Below are 17,930 nucleotides of genomic sequence, written 5' to 3'. Positions count from 1 at the left end.
AGTTGACACTTCTTCCACAATATACTCTCACTTGAAAGAGTGTGATAAAGTTTGAGAAGAGCATGTATGGAAAGGATTTAAGTATGATGAAATATTTTGTAATTTTCTTATCGACCCTATATTTGGCGGGATGCGGTCTTACATTGCCTCATCCGGCTTCCTTACTTGAACATCCGGCGTTACCGGAATGGGAAAAATCATTAAAAACAAAAATTGAGACCGATTTGCCGACAGAAGCGGAAATCGTGGCCCCTCGGAATCAATCCATTTCAAGGCTGTATGAATTGATTGATTTGAACCGGGATGGACGTGATGAAGCCATCACCTTTTACCGGATCGAACAACTAGGGACATTTCAAATCAAAGTGTTGGTACATGAACGCCTGAAGAACAAGTGGGTTTTACGTGTGAGCCAGCCGATTGCGACAGGACGATCGATTGATCAACTGCATGTCATCCTCGATAAATCCAAAAAAGTGAATCAACTGATGATTGGTGTGACGAGTCTTGAAGAGAACACGGTCTATCTCCTGAAAGATTTGATGAAGCCGTCGATTAACACTACTAAAATCGATACATATGATCGATTGACGATTGCCGATTTGAATCAGGACCGACGTCAGGATATGGTATTGCTTAAAAAAGGACGGACGACGGAACTTGTGTATTATGAGGAAGCCTTGAACCCGACCAACCGGCAAAATGTCACATTGCCAGTCAAAGAAGGTGATTTATTTGCGGATCATGATCTGTTTGAAATTGATACCGTGAATCCGGCGAAGAAAAAGGGGATATTCGTTTCCTTTACCCGTGAGGCAAAAATGCATCTACGCGTCTTTCAACTTGAACAAGACCGGCTGACCTCGGTCCGCTGGGGAGAGACATCCGAAATCGTCGAGCCGATGTATACGTTCCCGAAAGATGTCGACCAGGACGGTGTCATCGAATTTGCGCATCAATACACGCCTGACGGAAGCATCGGACGTGTGGCCGAAGAAAAACCGAGAATCACGGCCTATTACGCATGGAACGGCTCCGACGTGGAACCGTTTCTTGAAAGCGGCTTTGAGCTTCGGGAAGAGCAGTATATTGATCTCGAATACAATTTCGTCATGCGTTTTCCCGCAAACTGGGCGACACGTGAAACGATTGAGAAAAAGGACAATCGGGTCCGGTTCATCAACCGAGAGACCGGAACGATTGATTTTGAACTGGAGATCATTCCAAAGACTCAATACATCGCCAGTCATCGCAAGAAGAAAATTAAAGAAGGCATTGATTACGTGTATGTCATCTCTACCAATCAATCCTATGAAGAGTACGCTGCCAACGTAGCGCTCGTGGAATAAAGTAAAAGCAGGAGGAAAATAAGATGACTAAAATATTAGTGGCCGAGGATGAGCATGCGATCCGCAGTTTCATCGTCATTAATTTAAAACGTGCAGGATATGAAGTGATTGAAGCGGAGAACGGACGGGAAGCATTGAACTACTTTGAACAGCAAACGTTCGATATCCTGCTGCTCGACATCATGATGCCGGAAGTCGACGGATTCGCGGTATGTGAACAAGCGCGCTCGAAAGATGAGGTCGTCGGCATCATCATGCTGACGGCACGGACGCGTGAAGAAGATAAAGTCATGGGACTCAGTGTCGGTGCGGACGATTATATCGCGAAGCCGTTCAGCCCGGCTGAACTGTTGGCGCGCATCCAGTCCCTGCTCCGTCGGGTCGAAACGCTCCGTCGCCGGAAACAACCGCGTGAACTCGTCTCAGGTCCTTTTCGCATTGATCTCGGAGCAAAACGGGTGCAAAAAGCAGGGATTGATGTCGAAGTCACACCGACAGAATACGATTTATTATGCCATTTCATTAAAAATGAAGATCAGGTCATGTCGCGGGACGAGTTGCTCGATGCAGTGTGGGGCGAAAACTACTTCGGAGACCGGAAGACGGTCGACGTCAACATTCGCCGTTTACGTCAGAAAATCGAAGAAAATCCAGCAGAACCCCAGTTCATCGAGACGTTATGGGGACACGGCTATAAATGGCGTAACGAAAAATGAAACGACAGATTTTGATGCGGTTCATGACGATTATTACGGTGACAGTGCTGCTCGTCATCGGAATCCTATCTTTCGTGACGTATAACTATTATTATGTGACGGCGACAGATGTCTTGAAACGGCATGCGAACGCAAGTGCCGTCTTATTTGCGAACAGTGGTCTGGCATATGATTTTCAAGATTCAGAAGCGACGATTCATGATGTACTTGATTCGTATGCCTACACGGATGCGGAAATCGAAGTGCTGGATGCGAAGGGGGTCCCCCGTTATTCATCCACGGGTTTCGTCTCAAAGCGGAATATGACGAAACAGGAAGTGACACGTCTGCTGAGCGGGGGAACGATCACGAAACGTTACGATGATCCGGCAACGAATGAACATCTGCTTGAGGTGACAGAACCGATCGTATCGTTCGGACAGACGACAGGAGCACTGCGTTATACGACGTCGCTCGCTAAAATCGATCAACGGGTCATTGAAATTTGTCTGGCGATTCTCTTGTTGGGTGTCGTGATCTGGGGACTGGCCTACATTTATTCCTCCCGTCTCGTCTCGTCGATCGTTCGACCGATTCAGGAAGTCATCGGTGCATCCGATCAAATCGCCAAACAGCATTATGATGTTAAGGTCAATGAAGAGTACACGTTCGAACTGGGTGAGCTTGCCCGAACAATCAACTATATGGGACAACAGATCAAACAACAGGAAACATTAAAAGACGAGTTTATTTCCGGGATTTCGCACGAGTTACGAACACCGCTCACTTCCATCAAAGGGTGGAGTGAAACGTTGCTGGCAGAGCCGGAACGATTGCCGGAAGAAGCATCGCTCGGGATGGGCATCATCCATTCTGAAACCGAACGGTTGATTTCTCTTGTTGAACAGTTGCTTGATTTTTCAAAACTCGAAACGAGTCGTTTAGTCTTATACCGGCAAGAAGTGAATTTGACGGAAGTCATCGAAACGGTGACGGCGCAGCTCCGGCAAAAACTGGAGGAAAAAAATATTCGGATTATCCGTAAGTTACCGGCACAGGTAATCGGGTTGTACGACGAAAACCGATTGAAACAAGTTTTTTTGAATTTACTCGACAACGCCATCCGTTTTTCACCGGTTGACGGCGAAATTACGATTCGCCTTGTCCGTTCCGAACGTGTCCTCTTTTTATCCTTCAGCGATGAAGGTCCCGGAATTCCGAAAAATCATCTTCGTCACGTCACGGAGAAATTTTATCAAGTTCAAAAAGGAAAAGGGGGAACAGGATTAGGACTGGCGATTTGCCGGGAACTGGTTGAAGCGCATGAAGGAAAACTGTTCATCGATAATCAACCGGAAGGCGGAGCCATTGCGACGATCCTCCTGCCGGTCACAAAAGCATAACGGCAAAGTCAAATGAGAAGCGCTTTCGAAACTGAACTGGTAAAGTAAAATGAGAATCATGCTTCACAGCAAGACGAAACGAATGGAGGAATCAGTCATGGCACTTGGCGTATCGAACGGCAGATTAAGTCCGCTTACAGGGAAACCGAACGCGGTATCGACACAGACGGATAAAGAAGCGTTGAAGATGACACCTTTACCGTTCAACGGAAATCTAGCAGAATCAAAATTTCAAATCATGCGGGTTCTTCAAAGTCTTGACCGGGTGACAGTAGTCAAAGAAGATCCAACGTACATTCATGCTGTCTTCTCGAGTAAAGTCCTTCGTTTTAAAGATGATGTTGAATTTTATTTCGACGAAGCTTCCCAAAAAGTTCATTTCCGCTCAGCTTCCCGTGTCGGTTATTCCGACTGGGGCGTCAACCGAAAACGAATGGAAGACATTTCGGCACGGTATAAGGAGGCTTCCCGATGAAAAGTTATCAGTTGGTCGTAATTGGTGGTGGAGCAGCCGGAATGACAATTGCGGCAGGAGCAGCCAGTCTCGGTGCGCACGTCGCATTGATTGAACGGCATACACATTTAGGTGGAGATTGTTTGCATTACGGTTGTGTCCCGTCAAAAGCGTTGATTGAAGCAGCGCATGACGTTCATGTCATGAAGCAGACGGCAGCCAAGTACAATGTGACCCTGAACGGGGACGCAGTGTACAGCAAAACAAAAGCAAGCGTCGACCGTGCCCGGAATATCATTCAGTCGCATGACGGAACGAAACGGTTCGAGGATTTGGGTGTCGATGTCTATATCGGCGAAGCCAGTTTCTTGAGTGCCAATGAAGTCGAAGTAGCGGGACAACTGGTTGTCGGAGAAAAATTCGCGATTTCGACGGGATCACAGCCGATCATTCCGCCGATTGAGGGGCTTGATACGATTCCGTACTTAACGAATGAGACGATTTTTGAACAAACGGAACGCCCTGAACGATTGCTTGTCATTGGTGGCGGAGCGATTGGTCTCGAATTATCGCAAGCCTATGCGCATCTCGGAACGGAAGTGACTGTGATTGAGGGTGCTAAATCCTTGATGCCAAAAGAAGACCGCAGCATGGTCACGGTACTACAACGACAAATCGAACAGGAATTGACACTCCATTTGGATACGACCGTCACAAGTGTCCGGAAAGCTGCGAACGGAATCGAAGTCACAGTCAAAACAGGCGAAGAATCCCGTGTCATTGAAACGGATGCCGTACTCGTGGCTGTTGGCCGGAAGCCGCGGATTGATGCGTTACGCCTTGATCGCGCAGGTGTTCATGTGGAAAAAGGTTATGTTCAAGTCGATGCTTCCCTTCGGACGAACCAACGTCATATCTTTGCTGTCGGTGATACGATTCAATCGTTGCCGTTCACACATGTGGCCGGTCTCGAAGGAAAAACGGTCGTCACGAACGCCTTGTTCGGCTTACGGACAAAACCAGATTACCGTGCCGTTCCATGGGTGACGTTTACGACACCTGAACTGTTCCATCTGGGACTGACAGAAGAAGAAGCACGTCAAAAACACAGTGACATCAAAGTCTATGAAACCGGACTTGATGAAGTCGATCGGTTTGTCATCAACGGCCGGACGGAAGGTCGCGTCAAACTGATTGCTGATAAACGCGGAAAACTGATTGGTGCCCATGCAATCGGCGAGCAGGCCGGCGAATGGATGCAGGAAGTCGTTTATGCGATGGCGCGCAAAGATAAGGTCGGTCAGTTATCCCGTGTCGTTCATCCGTACCCGATTCGTGGGGCGGCGGTCCAACGTGCGGCTGATTTATACTGGCGTGAACGTCTCTTTGACGGTCCATTGCCAAAATGGTTAAAACGATACTTTGATTGGAAACAAGGAGAATAATACATGCAACAATCTGCTAAAAAACGTAATTTCGTTCCGGTCGTCATTCTTTTGACGCTCGTCATCAATCTGTTGGTCGCTCTGTTGTTTTTTGCGCCGCCTTTACAAGTCGGTGACGGGTTTGACTGGACGCTGCTTCCTTTTTTAAATGCCATCTTTAACAGCTTTACCTTTATGTTGTTACTCGGTGCCTGGATTTCGATTCGCCGGGGAAACCGGATCAATCACCGCCGTTTCATCGGTGGTGCCATGACGACGACGACATTATTCTTGATTTCGTACGTGACGTATCATGCGGTCAGTGAATCGACGAAATTCGGCGGAGAAGGATTCGTTCGTCCCGTCTATTTCTTTATTCTCATTTCGCACATCATTTTAGCGGCGGTCATCGTACCGCTCGTCTTGATGTCGCTCGCCCATGCGTTGAATCAAAATTTCGAGAAACACAAGAAGTGGACGCGTTTTACAATGCCACTTTGGTTATATGTCAGTCTGACGGGCGTTATCGTTTACGTGATGATTCGTCCGTACTATTAAACAAAATCGTGCATCAAAAAAACAGGTCCATTCCGATTGTTCTCGGAGTGGACCTGTTTTGATTGCCGAATCGTCATACAGCAAAGGATGTTACGGTTTTACCTTCGTTTCATCCAAGACGTTTTGTGCTTTGATATCAATCAGTGGACGGATCAGGACTTCGACACGCCGGTTTTGACTGCGACCGTTTTCCGTATCATTCGAAGCAATCGGTTGATACTCTCCATAGCCGCTGACCGTAAATCGTTTAGGTGCAAGTTTCGGATTCCGCTGAAGAGCACGCATGAAACTGATGGCCCGTTCTGCACTGAGTTCCCAGTTCGACGGATACTGAACGGTATTGATCGGAATGTTATCAGTATGACCCGAAACCTGGATTTGACGTTGTCCTGCTTTGACAAGCAGGGTACTCATACCTTGAGCGATTTGAATTGCATCACCTTTTACATCTGCTTGGGCAGGAGAAAAGAGGGCCCGGTCACGGATCGTGAAGACAAGTCCTTCATTCGTGACCTCGACTTTGATATCTTTCTCAAGCTTCTGTTGTTTAATGTAATCATTGGCTTCTTCTTTGATCTTTTCGAGCTCAGCGACTTCGTAGCTTTGTGCTTTTGTTCGGGCATCCGTTTTTTTCGAATCCTCTTCTTCTTGTGAGGTCGATAAGGAACTGTTCGTAATCATGCCGGATCCACCATTGAAGACGGAACTGAACGATTGGGACATGGCTTTCAGTTTGACGGCATCGACGTTACTCGAAGCGAACAGTACGATGAATAAAGCGAGTAATAATGTCAGGAGGTCGGCGTAAGGAATCAGCCAGCCTTCAGAGATGTGTTCATCATGCGGCTTCTTTTTCCGTTTCATACGTCGCACGCTCCTTCGGTGTCAGATAGACAAGTAACTTATCCTCCAGGTTTTTAGGAGATTCTCCGTTCTGAATCGATAAGATTCCTTCAATCATCATTTCATAGAGTTGGATTTCAGTAGCTGACTTTTGCTTTAACTTGGTCGCAAACGGGAACCACAAGACGTATCCTGTAAAGATCCCGAACAACGTCGCGATAAAGGCACCGGAAATCGCGTGACCTAATTTTTCGATGTCTGAGAGATCAGACAAGGCCGCAACGAGACCGACGACGGCCCCGAGAACACCAAGGGTCGGTGCATATGTACCGGCTTGTGTGAAGATGTTGGCATTCGCATGGTGCCGTTCAGTCATGTTTTCAAGGTCACGCGTCATGACGTCTTCAACATATTCTGACGGTTGACCGTCAATGACCATCATGACGCCGCGGCGCATGAACGCATTATCGACTTCTTCGATTGCCGTTTCAAGTGACAATAAACCTTCCTTTCGAGCCTGTGTCGAAAGGGTTAAAAATTGTTGGAGCAACGTTTGTTTTGTCATCAATTGCTGTTCAAAGAAGATGACTTTAAACAAAGCAGGGATGATTTTAAGACGTTCCTTTGGAAATGAAATCATGATTGCTGCCGCTGTACCGACAAAAATGATGACTAGTGCTGCCGGGTTCAGTAATGCAACGGGTGGAGCCCCTTTGAGAATCATTCCTCCGACTAAGGTGATGAGCCCTAGTATAATACCAATAATCGACACGATATCCATTTCATTTGTGCCACCTTTCCCCATGTTGTCTGATCGTGAACGAAAAACAAAAAGAGCAGAAGAGGCGTCTTCTGCTCGGAAATCCAAAAACCGAGAATCACGCGCCGTTTTCATCGATAAGCAACTGAATGCTTTCGTTTCGTTCGTCACGTTCTATATCGGTTAATACATCGTATTTTTTTAATGCAATATACAATTCGTTTAGAATTGATTGATCCACATGTAGCGATAGTAACTCCTCGAATTGATAATATAGCTGTGCGGGCATCCATTGCGATTGGCGTTCAAGCCTTCGCGAGACATCTTCAATCGAATGGTCAGCCGTCCTAGGGTCCACTGTTTCCCTCAACCTCCTTTTATGATTAAACGTCGACTTTTATCTATTTTACCAAAAAAAAACGAAAACGTTTAGTAGATTGCAGATTTAATTGAACTACCTCCACCTACGCTTCACTAAGAGATGGAGGATTCCTGAGTTATCCGACCTAGCGGTCGAAACCTGATCAGGCTAACCCCGTCGTCTACGCCGACGGATGAACCGGTCTTCGGCAGTTCGTGGATTTCCTGCTCGACAAGGAGGGAGACGAAGTACTTGCCTGAAGCGTTACGCCGGATCGTGGCGTTCAAGATGCGTCCTGCGACCTGCCTTGAGTTGGCGAAACGCACCCACTTCAGCTTAGGAAGTTTGAGCTTGCTGCCGACGATCGAGACCTCGGAAAGCTGGTTCTTCTTCTCGATATTGGTCTTGTAGGATTGGACGGGATGGCGCTTCGATTTGAATCGAGGCCGTTCGTTCTGCTTCTTGAAGAAGCGGTCATACGCATCGGTCAGGTGTTTGACACTCGATTGAAGCGAATGACTATCGACTTCTTTCAGCCAGTCGAACTCTTGCTTCAGCATCGGGATTTTTTTCGAACAAGAACCGTAAGACAGTCCTTTGCCCGTCACTTTATACGTCTCATCCCACTTCGATAAGAAGTAATTGAAGATGAAGCGCGAACAACCAATGGTCTTCGCGATCAGGATTTCCTGCTCTTTTGTCGGGGATATTCTAAATTTGTAGGCCTTATGCTTCAACATGATTTTCACCTCCGGTTTATACACGAAAGGGAGGGGGGCGATTCACTTCCCACTCTCACTTCGTTTAGAAGTGGGAGTACTTTCGCCTAATTTATATAGAACAAATGTTTTTGAGGGAGTATGATAGATGCAATTGGGTCATTTCATCTTAGGAGGAGTATGAATATGTTTTCACATAAAAGACGTTCACGTCTTGCGAAGTTCGGACGGTTCGGAGAACTGATTTATCATCAGTTATTCGATAAACCGGCCCGATTCATTGCGACCGGTTTTACCTTGACCATCTTACTGGGTGGTTTTTTACTGTGGTTACCTATGTCCCAACAGGCAGGTCAGGATGTATCGTTCATCGACTGTTTGTTCGTTGCGACTTCGGCCGGAACAGTGACAGGTCTTTCGACGATCAATATTGCCGAGTCCTTCAATCTGTTAGGACAAATCATCATGATGTTGCTGATTCAGGTCGGGGGACTCGGGTTCATGACAATTGCGCTTGTCTTGTTAAGCGTGACAGGACGAAAGATCGGTATCCGACAACGGATCATCATTCAAGAGATGTTTAATCTCGACAGTCCAGGCGGAACAATCCGTCTTACCCGGAACATCATCTTGACGACCGTCGTCGTTGAATTGATCGGAATGCTGTTGATTGCCCTCGACTTATTCATCCAATATAAGTATACGTTCGGCAAATCACTGTATTATGGACTGTTCCATGCCGTATCGGCCTTCAACAATGCAGGCTTTGCATTATGGGGCGATAACCTGGTCGGGTTTCAACAGGATACGACTTTCATCCTGACGATTGCCGCGTTATTGATGATTGGCGGACTCGGTTTTACCGTCATTGCGGATATCTCTGCGAAACGGAGTTTTAAGAAGATTTCCTTACATTCGAAACTGATGGTGTTGTCGCTTGTTGTCATCAATGGACTTGGGGTCCTTGCGATGATGATTTATGAATGGGTGTCGAACCTCGGAACGCTTCATGACAAATCCTTTTTTGAAGCGTTACACATTGTCTTCTTCCAAGTCGTCACGACGCGGACTGCAGGCTTTCAGACGATTGATTTAACGACGATGGTTCCGTTATCGATCGGATTGATGATGGTCTTGATGTATATCGGGGCAGGTTCTGCTTCGACGGGATCCGGAATCAAGGTCACGACGGCAGCTGTCATCTTGAAAAACGTCTGGACTTATCTGCGCGGACAACGTGAGACCGTCTTGATGCGACGGACGGTTCGGCCGCAGGCGATTCAAAAAGCTTATGCGATTGCCGTGTTTAGTCTCCTGTTCATTGCTTTGATCACGACGTTGCTTGCTTTGTCACAACCGAACATTTCTTTTGTCGGCTTGTTCTTCGAGACGGTGTCCGCATTCGGGACAGTCGGGTTGTCATTGAATGTCACAGCGGAATTAAACGACTTCGGGAAAGCCTTGATTATGTTTATGATGTTGCTCGGCCGGGTCGGATCGTTGACGATTCTGTTTACGTTTGCCGCTCAACACGATCGTTTGATTCGTTATCCGAAAGAAAGTATGTTGATTGGTTGATGTTCCGGGAACAACCTGAAAAAGTGTCGTCTGACCCATGTTTGATAGGGCGGACGACACTTTTTTATTGGAAAAAGGAGAGACGCTTTGAAATCGGTCGGATAACAACCCGTGAATCGGTCATCCGATCATCGCGCGTCATACGGTTATCTTCGGTAATCTGCCACTTCGACCCATGCAGGATGTTCAAAGCTGTCACGATGTCAAAAAATGAATGACTTGAATTCCCGTTTGCCAGATAAAGACCGGGTGTATACGTCGTGATAATCGTGTAAAGCGTCTGTGCCGTATCCTCTAAAAAAGCACAGGAAGGATACCACTCTGTGCTGGCGGGAATCGGACCTGCAATAGCGTGGCGTTCCAAATAATCAATCATATTATTGGAGCCGGCTGCTTGCCCGATCTGCCAACCGATCCGGACGATGTAAGCATCGGGATTGACCGCTTGGATCAGACGTTCGCACGTTCGTTTGTATACACCGTATTCATCCGTTGCTGCCGGCACGACCGCAGGATCATGAGGTCCTTTTTGATTGTCGGAATAGACGGAAGCCGTACTTGTAAAAAGAAACGGAATGTTTCGTTCAAACGACAGACGCGCAAGCGTTTCGGCAAATTCGGATGAACCCATCCCGATATGGAGCAACAAATCGGGTTGGACACGATCGATGAACGCTTCCATGACGGCAGGATCAGTCGTTGAGACGACAGACCGATCCCATGCGGTGATCTCGTAGTGATGGGAACGGAAGACGTCCGCGAGGACAGGAGCGACCGTTCCGTTCATGCCCGTTATTAAAACATTCATATTAGTTCTCCCGTCTGTGGATGTTTTGTTTTGTAATAGGCGACAAGGCGGGGAATCAGTTCCGCTAAATCCGGGCAGATGATACCGGTCCCGTCCAAATCACGCAATGTGTTACTCATATCATACCGGGCCGGATGCACGAAGTAATCAAGCGTCTGTCGCTGCATCTGTAAGCGTTTAGCGACGCGTGGTGTCAGCAGTGATGTGACGAGACGAAACGGGACGACCCCGCGTGGATAGGACCCGTAATAGACGACATGTAACATCTCGTAAATGGCGCGGGCACCATGCGGGAACGGATCGGTCAAGTGATAGGTCGTCCGGATGCCGGCCGGTGCATGACTGAGATATGTCGTCGCATTGACGACATAATCATACGGAACGAGGTTGATGAGTGCGTTCGCTCGTCCGGCATAAGGCAACGGGGCAAAAGGGCTCAAAAACCGTAGCGCATTTAGAACGAAATAGACACCATCCCACTTAGGTGTTTCACCAGTCTTGGAATGTCCGACCACGATTCCGGGCCGGATGATCGTATAGGGTAACGCTCCAACTTCTTCGCGGAACCGTACTTCTGCCATGTATTTCGTTTCTTCATAGGCATTTTTAAAGTCTGCCTGATGCAATAACTCATTTTCAGAGATCGTTCCGGTTCGAAGACCGGAAACGTATGCGGTACTGAAGTAAACATAACGCTCCAAGTGAACGAAGGTATGGGCAAGACGTGTCACATGAGAAGTGCCCGTGACGTTAATCCGAAAAGCAGCATCGTAAGAAGTCGCTAAGTCATACAGAGCAGCGAGGTGGAAGAGATGGGTGACGCGACCGGCCACCTCCTGCCAGATTGACCCAGGCAAACCCAGCCCTTCTTTTGTAATGTCGCCTTCAATCAAAATTAACTGTTCTTCCTTGAGCGGAGTCGTCCGCAAAAGCTGTTCTTTTTGCGAAACGGCACTCGCGTGTTCATGTTTAAGATGCAACAGATAAAAGCAGTCAATTTGCTCAGGAACAAGAGCCAAACGTTCGATCAGCTTCGTTGCCAAAAAGCCCGGAAATCCTGTCATCAGATAGGTTCGGTTCATTTTTTTTCAAAATCCTTTCGTGGATCAATTTCTAATACAATCGTGAACGTTGATCCTTGATTTAATTCTGATTCGACGGAGATAGCGCCTCCATGGGATTCTATGATTTCCTTACAGATGGCGAGCCCTAAACCGGTTCCACCGATTTTTCGGACAGCGGAATTGTCAACACGATAAAATTTTGTAAACAGTTTATCAAAAGCGGTGGATGGAATACCAAGCCCGTAATCGGTCACGCTCAAGATGGCTTGATCTGCTGCTTTTTCCAAGCGAACATCAATATGATCAGCGGCAGGTGAATATTTGATTGCATTGGATAACAGATTGATGATGACCTGTTTAACTTTGTCTTCATCAGCAAAAATGACAATCGGATCATCATCCATCGTGGCATGAATCGTATGTGTCTCTGCTGTTTCACCACAGGTTTCAATCGTTTCTGCTAACAATTGGCGTAACGAAAATGGTTTGAAGACATAGTCTTGTTTGCCACCTTCCATTCGCTGGATATCTAAAAAATCATTAAGAAGATTGGTTAGCCGTTTTGCTTCCTCATGAACGATTTCAACATACCGGGTCGTTTTTTCAGGTGTAGGTTGCCGGTAACGCAACAGTTCCATGAAACCAAGGATGGATGAGAGCGGCGTCCGCAATTCATGGGAGACGGTGCTGATCAATTCATCTTTGACGTGATTCATTTTTTGTTCTTCCGTCCGGTCACGGAATACGAATAAAAAGCCGTGACGAGAAAAACGACTGCGTTCTTTTTTGATCGAGGTCGCATAAAATTCAAAGTAGTGATGACTGGATTCATCGGGTTGCTGCAGCGTGAAGCGGAAGGAGATTTCGGAATGTTTCCCTGCCAGTAATTCCTCGACTTGCTGCAACATGGCGTAACGTGTTGCTAAATCGAGATTCGGAATCATACTGATCCGTTCCTGGATTTTACTTGGTGCGATACCAGGAACATCCAGCAGTTTACGTGCTTTAACGTTCATGTAGGTGAAACTGCCATCTTCCCCGGTCAGTAAAAAGCCTTCATTGGAAGCTTGAAGAATCGATTGCGTAATATCACGTTGACGCATGATGGCATTTTTTTCACGCTCCAACATCTTTTCGATTTTCTTTTGTTCGGTGATGTCGCGCACGACAGCGACGCGCATCCGGTTTTTTTCATATGTGATTTCGCGGGGAAACACTTCAATTTCGACAGAAGTGCCGTCTGCCCGCCGTCCGATGACTTCATAAGGTTCTTCATAATGATTCGTGATTCGGCGAATGACGGATTCCTGAAACTCAGGTTGGACAAAATCAAGAATCTGTTGTCCTTTTATCAGTTCGAGTCGGGTCCGGAAAATGATTTCCGCTGCCCGGTTAGCATCGAGAATGACGCCATCATTATGAAAGATGACGGCTTCAAGAACCGATTCGGCAATCAGACGGAATCGCCGTTCACTTTTTGCGAGATGCAGCTCGACTTGTTTTTGAGAACTGATGTCTGTAATGAATAAGAAGAAACCGCCATTTTTGAGACTTGTCATGTATAAGCGACCATAAAACCGGGAACCGTCTGTTCGATGATACGTCCAGTCGTTTTCTGTACCCCGTCCGTGCAATAGAAGGATATCTTCATCGGACAGGTTTTTTAGATTCAACTGTTCCAGATGTTGTTTCCGGAGCTGGAATTCTTCCGGATCGTGGATCGAGATTGGTGTCATCTCCTGAGGCAGTGCGGCCGGATCGACACCGAACATCGTCCCGGCTGTTTCGTTAATGGCTGTGATACGGAAATTTGGATCCGTCACGAGAACAGCGGCATCGATGGTGGAATCCAATAATTGATGGAGATCAAGAGACTGGATTGTCACTAAAAAGAAATCCGTTTGTTCGACTGGGGAAATCGTCAACGTGTAAGGAAGAGAAACGATCTGAACCCGAGTTGAAATCGGAAAAGGTGTGTCTTCTAATAAAAAGAATGAAGAAAGCGATGTATCAGCTGATGACAGCCGGAACTGTTGATGAAATGCAGGATTCGCAAAGTCGATGATACCGAATCGATCCACTAGTACAACAGGCTCTTCGAGAGCGCGCAACGTTGCATGAATGACTCTGCTGAAAGAAGGAGATGAATGTTCTGCCATGAGCTACCTCCTTAAAAGGAATGAACGATAAACGGATGTGTGTAAAAAAGTCAGCAGGGTGACGTATTCTCTATATATTCTCCGTCTGATGACGTCGTTCCTATCACCTGCGCAAGAGAAGCTTGAATTTAGTATGATGAATTCAGAGAACAATCATGATTAAAGAGGGTATCACATAGAATCAGAAGGGTGGAAACAGCACGATGCAAAAACAAACAAAACGAAGAATGATTGCCTTCTTATTCGCAGTGAGCGGAGGAGCCGCTGCTTATTTTTTTTCGAGTTCTTGGGAACCTTTAATCTTGATTGTCAGTATAGTAGGGTGTACACTCTTTTTGATCCTTTCCTTCCTGACTCCATCATTAGCAAATCGACTGGACCGGATGGAAGGACGAGAGTTTGAGGAATGGTTGGTCGAGCTTTTTGAAAGAGCCGGGTATCGTGTCGAGTTGACACCGGCCTCACGTGATTTCGGAGCAGATTTATTGATTGAAGACGCACAAGGGTATAGGATTGCGATTCAAGCGAAACGGTATGGTTCAGTCGTAGGACTCGAAGCCGTTCAACAAGTGGCAGCTGCCGTCCCGTTTTACGGCATGGATGAAGGATGGGTCGTGACGAACTCGACCTACACGGAAGCCGCTTATCGTCTGGCAGAACCGAATCGGGTTCGGTTGATTGATCGGAACGAATTACTGGAATTTGCTCATGAAATTGGCTTTCGCTAATGTTGTCGAATGATTGTCGACAAAAGGGGGTTGTCAATTTGTTCAAACGGTGCAATAATCATTTTCGTTAACGAAATATCAGTCAGATAAAGAAAATCAAAATTATACGGAATGTCTAAATATACTGGGGACGAAATACCAGCACTTTTTAGCAGTGAGAGGAGAATTTCTGTTGCGCAAAGTTGTCTATGTGCAGGGTTGCGTTTTTTCGCAAGGTCATGCCGCGATTTATGATGAATCGCACCAAATGATTGGTGCAGTTCAACACGACGAAACCGGTCGTGTCCAAGTAATGAATGGTGAAGGTAGAGGGGTAGCGTTTGGTAAGTTCATCCCGACATGCAAGAAATGGGTCGTGATGAACCATGATGGTCAAGAAGTAGGTCAAATGCGTGAGAAATTTTCACTCTTCTCGAAGAAATGTGAGTACAATGTTTACGAACGTGGTACGTACACAATTTCCTTCGACCTGACAAAAGGAAAATTCTCAGTACGGAGTTCAGCGGGAGAAGTCGTCGCAGAATTGCTGCAAGACGGCGATGAATACCGTCTTGTCAAAGATGCGGATAAACTTTCGATGTACGAGTTACTCTCGGTTCTAAAAAGCCTGACGAATAACGTCAACTATAAATCACTTACAGCAGTTTAAACAAAAAAGATGTCCGGCCATCGCTTTGATGGTGGGACATCTTTTTTTGTTAAGTTTGTAAGACATGTTGAAGACGTTGCTTTGCTTCGTGCGTCAGGTGCGATATACGGCGTGCGTAGAGGCAGAGCTGGAGGACATGGACCGTTTCAGGTCGATAAGCATTGATGCGCTCTAAGGACCGTCTCAAGCGTTTTTCCGTCAATTCGATTGGACCGCTTGTTTCCGCATGCTGGGTATACACAAGATAGAAATCGAGCGGACTGATCAAGTCATCTTCATCGATGTTTGGATTCTTAAAGACGATCGTCAATAATTCACGTGTTTCTTCCAGCGAAAACAGATGTTTTAAATCATCAAGTAAGTAAATGATAGCAGCCTGGTTAATGGAATACTTTTTACCACGATGCGGAACACCGATGATGTCACGGACTTCACGTTTCGTCCAATTTTGAATCGTCGTTGCCGACATATGCTCCCCGATCAATGCATTGGCAAGGTGGACGATTTCATTAATGGATAAGCCATTTTTGGAAGGGTCGAACTGTTTGAGGCGGGTCATTACTTTTGGCAGATCGGCTTCCTCTTCAGATGCGAGTGTTCCGATTCCTTTGCCTTCTTTCAAACGAAGCAGGCAACTGGATAACGTTTGTACAGCTTGAGCATCATACATGCAGAATACTTCCTCTCTAGAACGTCATTTGACCTTATGTTAACAAATGGAGGTTCGAAAGAGCAAACGCCAATCGAACAAAGTACAATGAAACTATCAGAAAAAGGGGGATTCGTATGGAGTGGATTGCGGCAATCGGAACAATCGTCGTCGTTGGAATCGTCTTAGCCCTTCTCGAATGGTTGGGAAAGAAACGACAGGCGCAACCCGAGACGATTCGAAAGTGGATTCATATCGCGGTCGGGCACTGGGTGTTTCTCGCGCTTGCCTGGATGGAGCATTGGTATGTAGCAATTACACCATTGCTGTTCTTTACACTGGTTAATCTGGTCACCTTAAAACGAGGGACCGGACAGATGAATCAGGTAGAACGGATTTCATATGGAACGGTGTATTATCCAATTTCCTTAGCCTTATTAGTTCTGTTTTTCTTTGAACAGGAGCCGATGGCACTTATTGCAGGAAGCATGGTCCTTGCCTGGGGAGACGGAGTAGCTGCACTCGTCGGAAAACGGTTCGGGAAAACATTTTACACCCGTGGAAAAATCCGTCGCTCGTTTGAAGGAAGCATTGCGATGTTTTTAGCTTCGTTCCTTGTCTTGACGGTGACGTTCTTATGTTATGAAGTACCGACCTGGCTCGCTGTCAGTTACGGCTTTTTACTGGCGAATATCGCAGCTTTGATTGAAGCAGTGTCTTACCGGGATACCGATAACCTGTTGATTCCGCTGACGATTGGAGCTCTTGTCGCCTTTGCCTTGTAAATTACGGACGGTGCAACAGACGACGGACGAAATAACGGCTCCGGATCGACAGGTAGAGCGGAATGGACCGGATTCCAGCATGGCGATACGTCAAATCGCGGCAGATGGTCTTGAAAACAGTCTGATACATCCGTTCCTCTGATTGATCATAAACGGCTGCCCACATGCTGTGTTCAATCATCAAGGAAAGCATGGAATCGAGCTGGAAGACGGTGTCTTCATCCGGTTCGCCGTCCAGTGTCTTACAGAACAGGTCATAACGCATTTCCGCATTGTTGGCAGCGATTGCATGGAACATCATATCGTGACGGTGATCCGGAATCTCGAGCAGCATCGCATACAAGGATTCGAGCACATAGTCGTCATGACCCGGCATGGTTTGCATCATATCGATGGTCATCAAGGTACCTTCTCCGCCAGGACCAATCTTTTTTAAGTACTGAAGAGCATGGGAAGCGGCCTCACCATAAAATTCCCGGTCATAATAATGGACGGCCAGATGCCGGTGGACACTCGGTTCATCCGGAAAAAGCGACAAAGCGGCCAAAAAATGCTGTTCCGCTTCGTGTTGAAATTGTTCGACTTCACTCATCAAGCCGAGCAGCAAGTGAGCCCGGACATGATCGCCGGTTTTAGCACGTGTCTGCTCCAGTTGCCGACGGGCGGCTGAAAAATTTTGCTCATGAAACAACGCATAGGCTTCTGCAATTCCTGGGAGGGGATGGTTCGGTGCTAGCTGCCGAAGTCGCTCAATTTTTTGCTGAAACAGCGTTGGTTCGAATTCAACTGTTAAATGATGTAACAAATCGACTTCCGCAAATGGAATCGTGATCTCGTTTGATTGTGCGTGTAGCGTATGTACCATGTTAAAACCACCTTATATCGTGTTATGTGTTCATCATAAGGGAAATGGAAGACAAGAAACAGTCCGTTGCACGGAGCAA

At 46.7% G+C, this 17,930-nt stretch carries 18 protein-coding genes and 1 pseudogene; 10 read left to right on the top strand and 9 right to left on the bottom strand.

What is annotated here, in order from left to right; all coding sequences use genetic code 11:
- Positions 1-86: 86 nt before the first annotated feature.
- The 6 genes from AC3IRK_RS14920 (at position 87) to AC3IRK_RS14895 (ending at position 5,883) form a co-directional block, all read left to right on the top strand.
- Positions 87-1,349, top strand: coding sequence for a hypothetical protein (locus AC3IRK_RS14920; protein ID WP_255508399.1), 1,263 nt, complete (start codon positions 87-89; stop codon positions 1,347-1,349).
- A gap of 23 nt (positions 1,350-1,372) precedes the next feature.
- Positions 1,373-2,065: a response regulator transcription factor gene (locus tag AC3IRK_RS14915; RefSeq protein WP_131503501.1), complete on the top strand. Its 693-nt coding sequence runs from the start codon at positions 1,373-1,375 to the stop codon at positions 2,063-2,065.
- On the top strand, positions 2,062-3,447 hold the full coding sequence (locus AC3IRK_RS14910; RefSeq protein WP_131503500.1) for a sensor histidine kinase: 1,386 nt from the start codon (positions 2,062-2,064) through the stop codon (positions 3,445-3,447). Before AC3IRK_RS14915 ends, AC3IRK_RS14910 begins: the two co-directional genes overlap by 4 nt.
- 97 nt (positions 3,448-3,544) lie before the next feature.
- Complete coding sequence (locus tag AC3IRK_RS14905; protein ID WP_131503499.1) at positions 3,545-3,922, top strand: DUF1499 domain-containing protein; 378 nt, start codon at positions 3,545-3,547, stop codon at positions 3,920-3,922.
- Entirely contained in the window at positions 3,919-5,346 is a 1,428-nt protein-coding gene (locus AC3IRK_RS14900; protein ID WP_131503498.1) for a dihydrolipoyl dehydrogenase family protein, read from the top strand. Before AC3IRK_RS14905 ends, AC3IRK_RS14900 begins: the two co-directional genes overlap by 4 nt.
- A gap of 3 nt (positions 5,347-5,349) precedes the next feature.
- A complete protein-coding gene (locus AC3IRK_RS14895) occupies positions 5,350-5,883 on the top strand; it encodes a DUF420 domain-containing protein (protein WP_114596650.1) in 534 nt (177 codons plus the stop codon).
- A 90-nt stretch (positions 5,884-5,973) separates the two neighbouring features.
- Here the strand turns inward: AC3IRK_RS14895 and AC3IRK_RS14890 are convergent, their stop codons facing one another.
- The 4 genes and pseudogenes from AC3IRK_RS14890 to AC3IRK_RS14875 form a co-directional block, all read right to left on the bottom strand.
- Positions 5,974-6,747 (bottom strand): flagellar motor protein MotB, encoded by a 774-nt coding sequence (locus AC3IRK_RS14890; RefSeq protein WP_131503496.1) that lies wholly within the window; start codon positions 6,745-6,747, stop codon positions 5,974-5,976.
- Positions 6,722-7,507 (bottom strand): flagellar motor stator protein MotA, encoded by a 786-nt coding sequence (gene motA, locus AC3IRK_RS14885; RefSeq protein ID WP_131973501.1) that lies wholly within the window; start codon positions 7,505-7,507, stop codon positions 6,722-6,724. The genes AC3IRK_RS14890 and motA overlap by 26 nt, the downstream gene beginning before the upstream one ends.
- Before the next feature lie 97 nt (positions 7,508-7,604).
- Entirely contained in the window at positions 7,605-7,844 is a 240-nt protein-coding gene (locus AC3IRK_RS14880) for a hypothetical protein (RefSeq protein WP_012371741.1), read from the bottom strand.
- Between the two features lie 173 nt (positions 7,845-8,017).
- A pseudogene (locus tag AC3IRK_RS14875) lies at positions 8,018-8,587 on the bottom strand (RNA-guided endonuclease TnpB family protein); the annotation flags it as partial.
- Positions 8,588-8,752: 165 nt separating this feature from the next.
- Here AC3IRK_RS14875 and AC3IRK_RS14870 point away from each other — a divergent pair.
- A complete protein-coding gene (locus tag AC3IRK_RS14870) occupies positions 8,753-10,144 on the top strand; it encodes a TrkH family potassium uptake protein (protein ID WP_489170177.1) in 1,392 nt (463 codons plus the stop codon).
- Positions 10,145-10,208: 64 nt separating this feature from the next.
- On the opposite strand, the gene AC3IRK_RS14865 is transcribed toward AC3IRK_RS14870, so the two are convergent.
- Genes AC3IRK_RS14865 through AC3IRK_RS14855 form a run of 3 tightly spaced genes read right to left on the bottom strand, consistent with a single transcriptional unit; the run spans position 10,209 to position 14,175 of the window.
- On the bottom strand, positions 10,209-10,952 hold the full coding sequence (locus AC3IRK_RS14865) for a sugar nucleotide-binding protein (RefSeq protein ID WP_131503493.1): 744 nt from the start codon (positions 10,950-10,952) through the stop codon (positions 10,209-10,211).
- Positions 10,949-12,034: an SDR family oxidoreductase gene (locus AC3IRK_RS14860; RefSeq protein WP_489170176.1), complete on the bottom strand. Its 1,086-nt coding sequence runs from the start codon at positions 12,032-12,034 to the stop codon at positions 10,949-10,951. The genes AC3IRK_RS14865 and AC3IRK_RS14860 overlap by 4 nt, the downstream gene beginning before the upstream one ends.
- Complete coding sequence (locus AC3IRK_RS14855; RefSeq protein WP_489170175.1) at positions 12,031-14,175, bottom strand: PAS domain-containing sensor histidine kinase; 2,145 nt, start codon at positions 14,173-14,175, stop codon at positions 12,031-12,033. Before AC3IRK_RS14855 ends, AC3IRK_RS14860 begins: the two co-directional genes overlap by 4 nt.
- A gap of 203 nt (positions 14,176-14,378) precedes the next feature.
- On the opposite strand from AC3IRK_RS14855, the gene AC3IRK_RS14850 reads away from it, so the two are divergent.
- Together AC3IRK_RS14850 and AC3IRK_RS14845 are read left to right on the top strand one after the other, a co-directional pair.
- Positions 14,379-14,903: a restriction endonuclease gene (locus AC3IRK_RS14850; RefSeq protein WP_131503490.1), complete on the top strand. Its 525-nt coding sequence runs from the start codon at positions 14,379-14,381 to the stop codon at positions 14,901-14,903.
- Positions 14,904-15,075: 172 nt separating this feature from the next.
- A complete protein-coding gene (locus AC3IRK_RS14845; RefSeq protein WP_026827182.1) occupies positions 15,076-15,552 on the top strand; it encodes an LURP-one-related family protein in 477 nt (158 codons plus the stop codon).
- Between the two features lie 49 nt (positions 15,553-15,601).
- On the opposite strand, the gene AC3IRK_RS14840 is transcribed toward AC3IRK_RS14845, so the two are convergent.
- Positions 15,602-16,222, bottom strand: coding sequence for a DUF1836 domain-containing protein (locus AC3IRK_RS14840; protein WP_131973497.1), 621 nt, complete (start codon positions 16,220-16,222; stop codon positions 15,602-15,604).
- A gap of 116 nt (positions 16,223-16,338) precedes the next feature.
- Here AC3IRK_RS14840 and AC3IRK_RS14835 point away from each other — a divergent pair, with 116 nt between their 5' ends.
- Positions 16,339-16,986 (top strand): cytidylyltransferase family protein, encoded by a 648-nt coding sequence (locus AC3IRK_RS14835; RefSeq protein WP_131973496.1) that lies wholly within the window; start codon positions 16,339-16,341, stop codon positions 16,984-16,986.
- 1 nt (position 16,987) lies between these two features.
- On the opposite strand, the gene AC3IRK_RS14830 is transcribed toward AC3IRK_RS14835, so the two are convergent.
- Complete coding sequence (locus tag AC3IRK_RS14830; protein WP_214855321.1) at positions 16,988-17,851, bottom strand: tetratricopeptide repeat protein; 864 nt, start codon at positions 17,849-17,851, stop codon at positions 16,988-16,990.
- Positions 17,852-17,930 lie beyond the last annotated feature (79 nt).

It is taken from the genome of Exiguobacterium sp. GL_137 (assembly GCF_057834585.1).
This window is presented reverse-complemented; position numbering and strand designations above follow the sequence as displayed.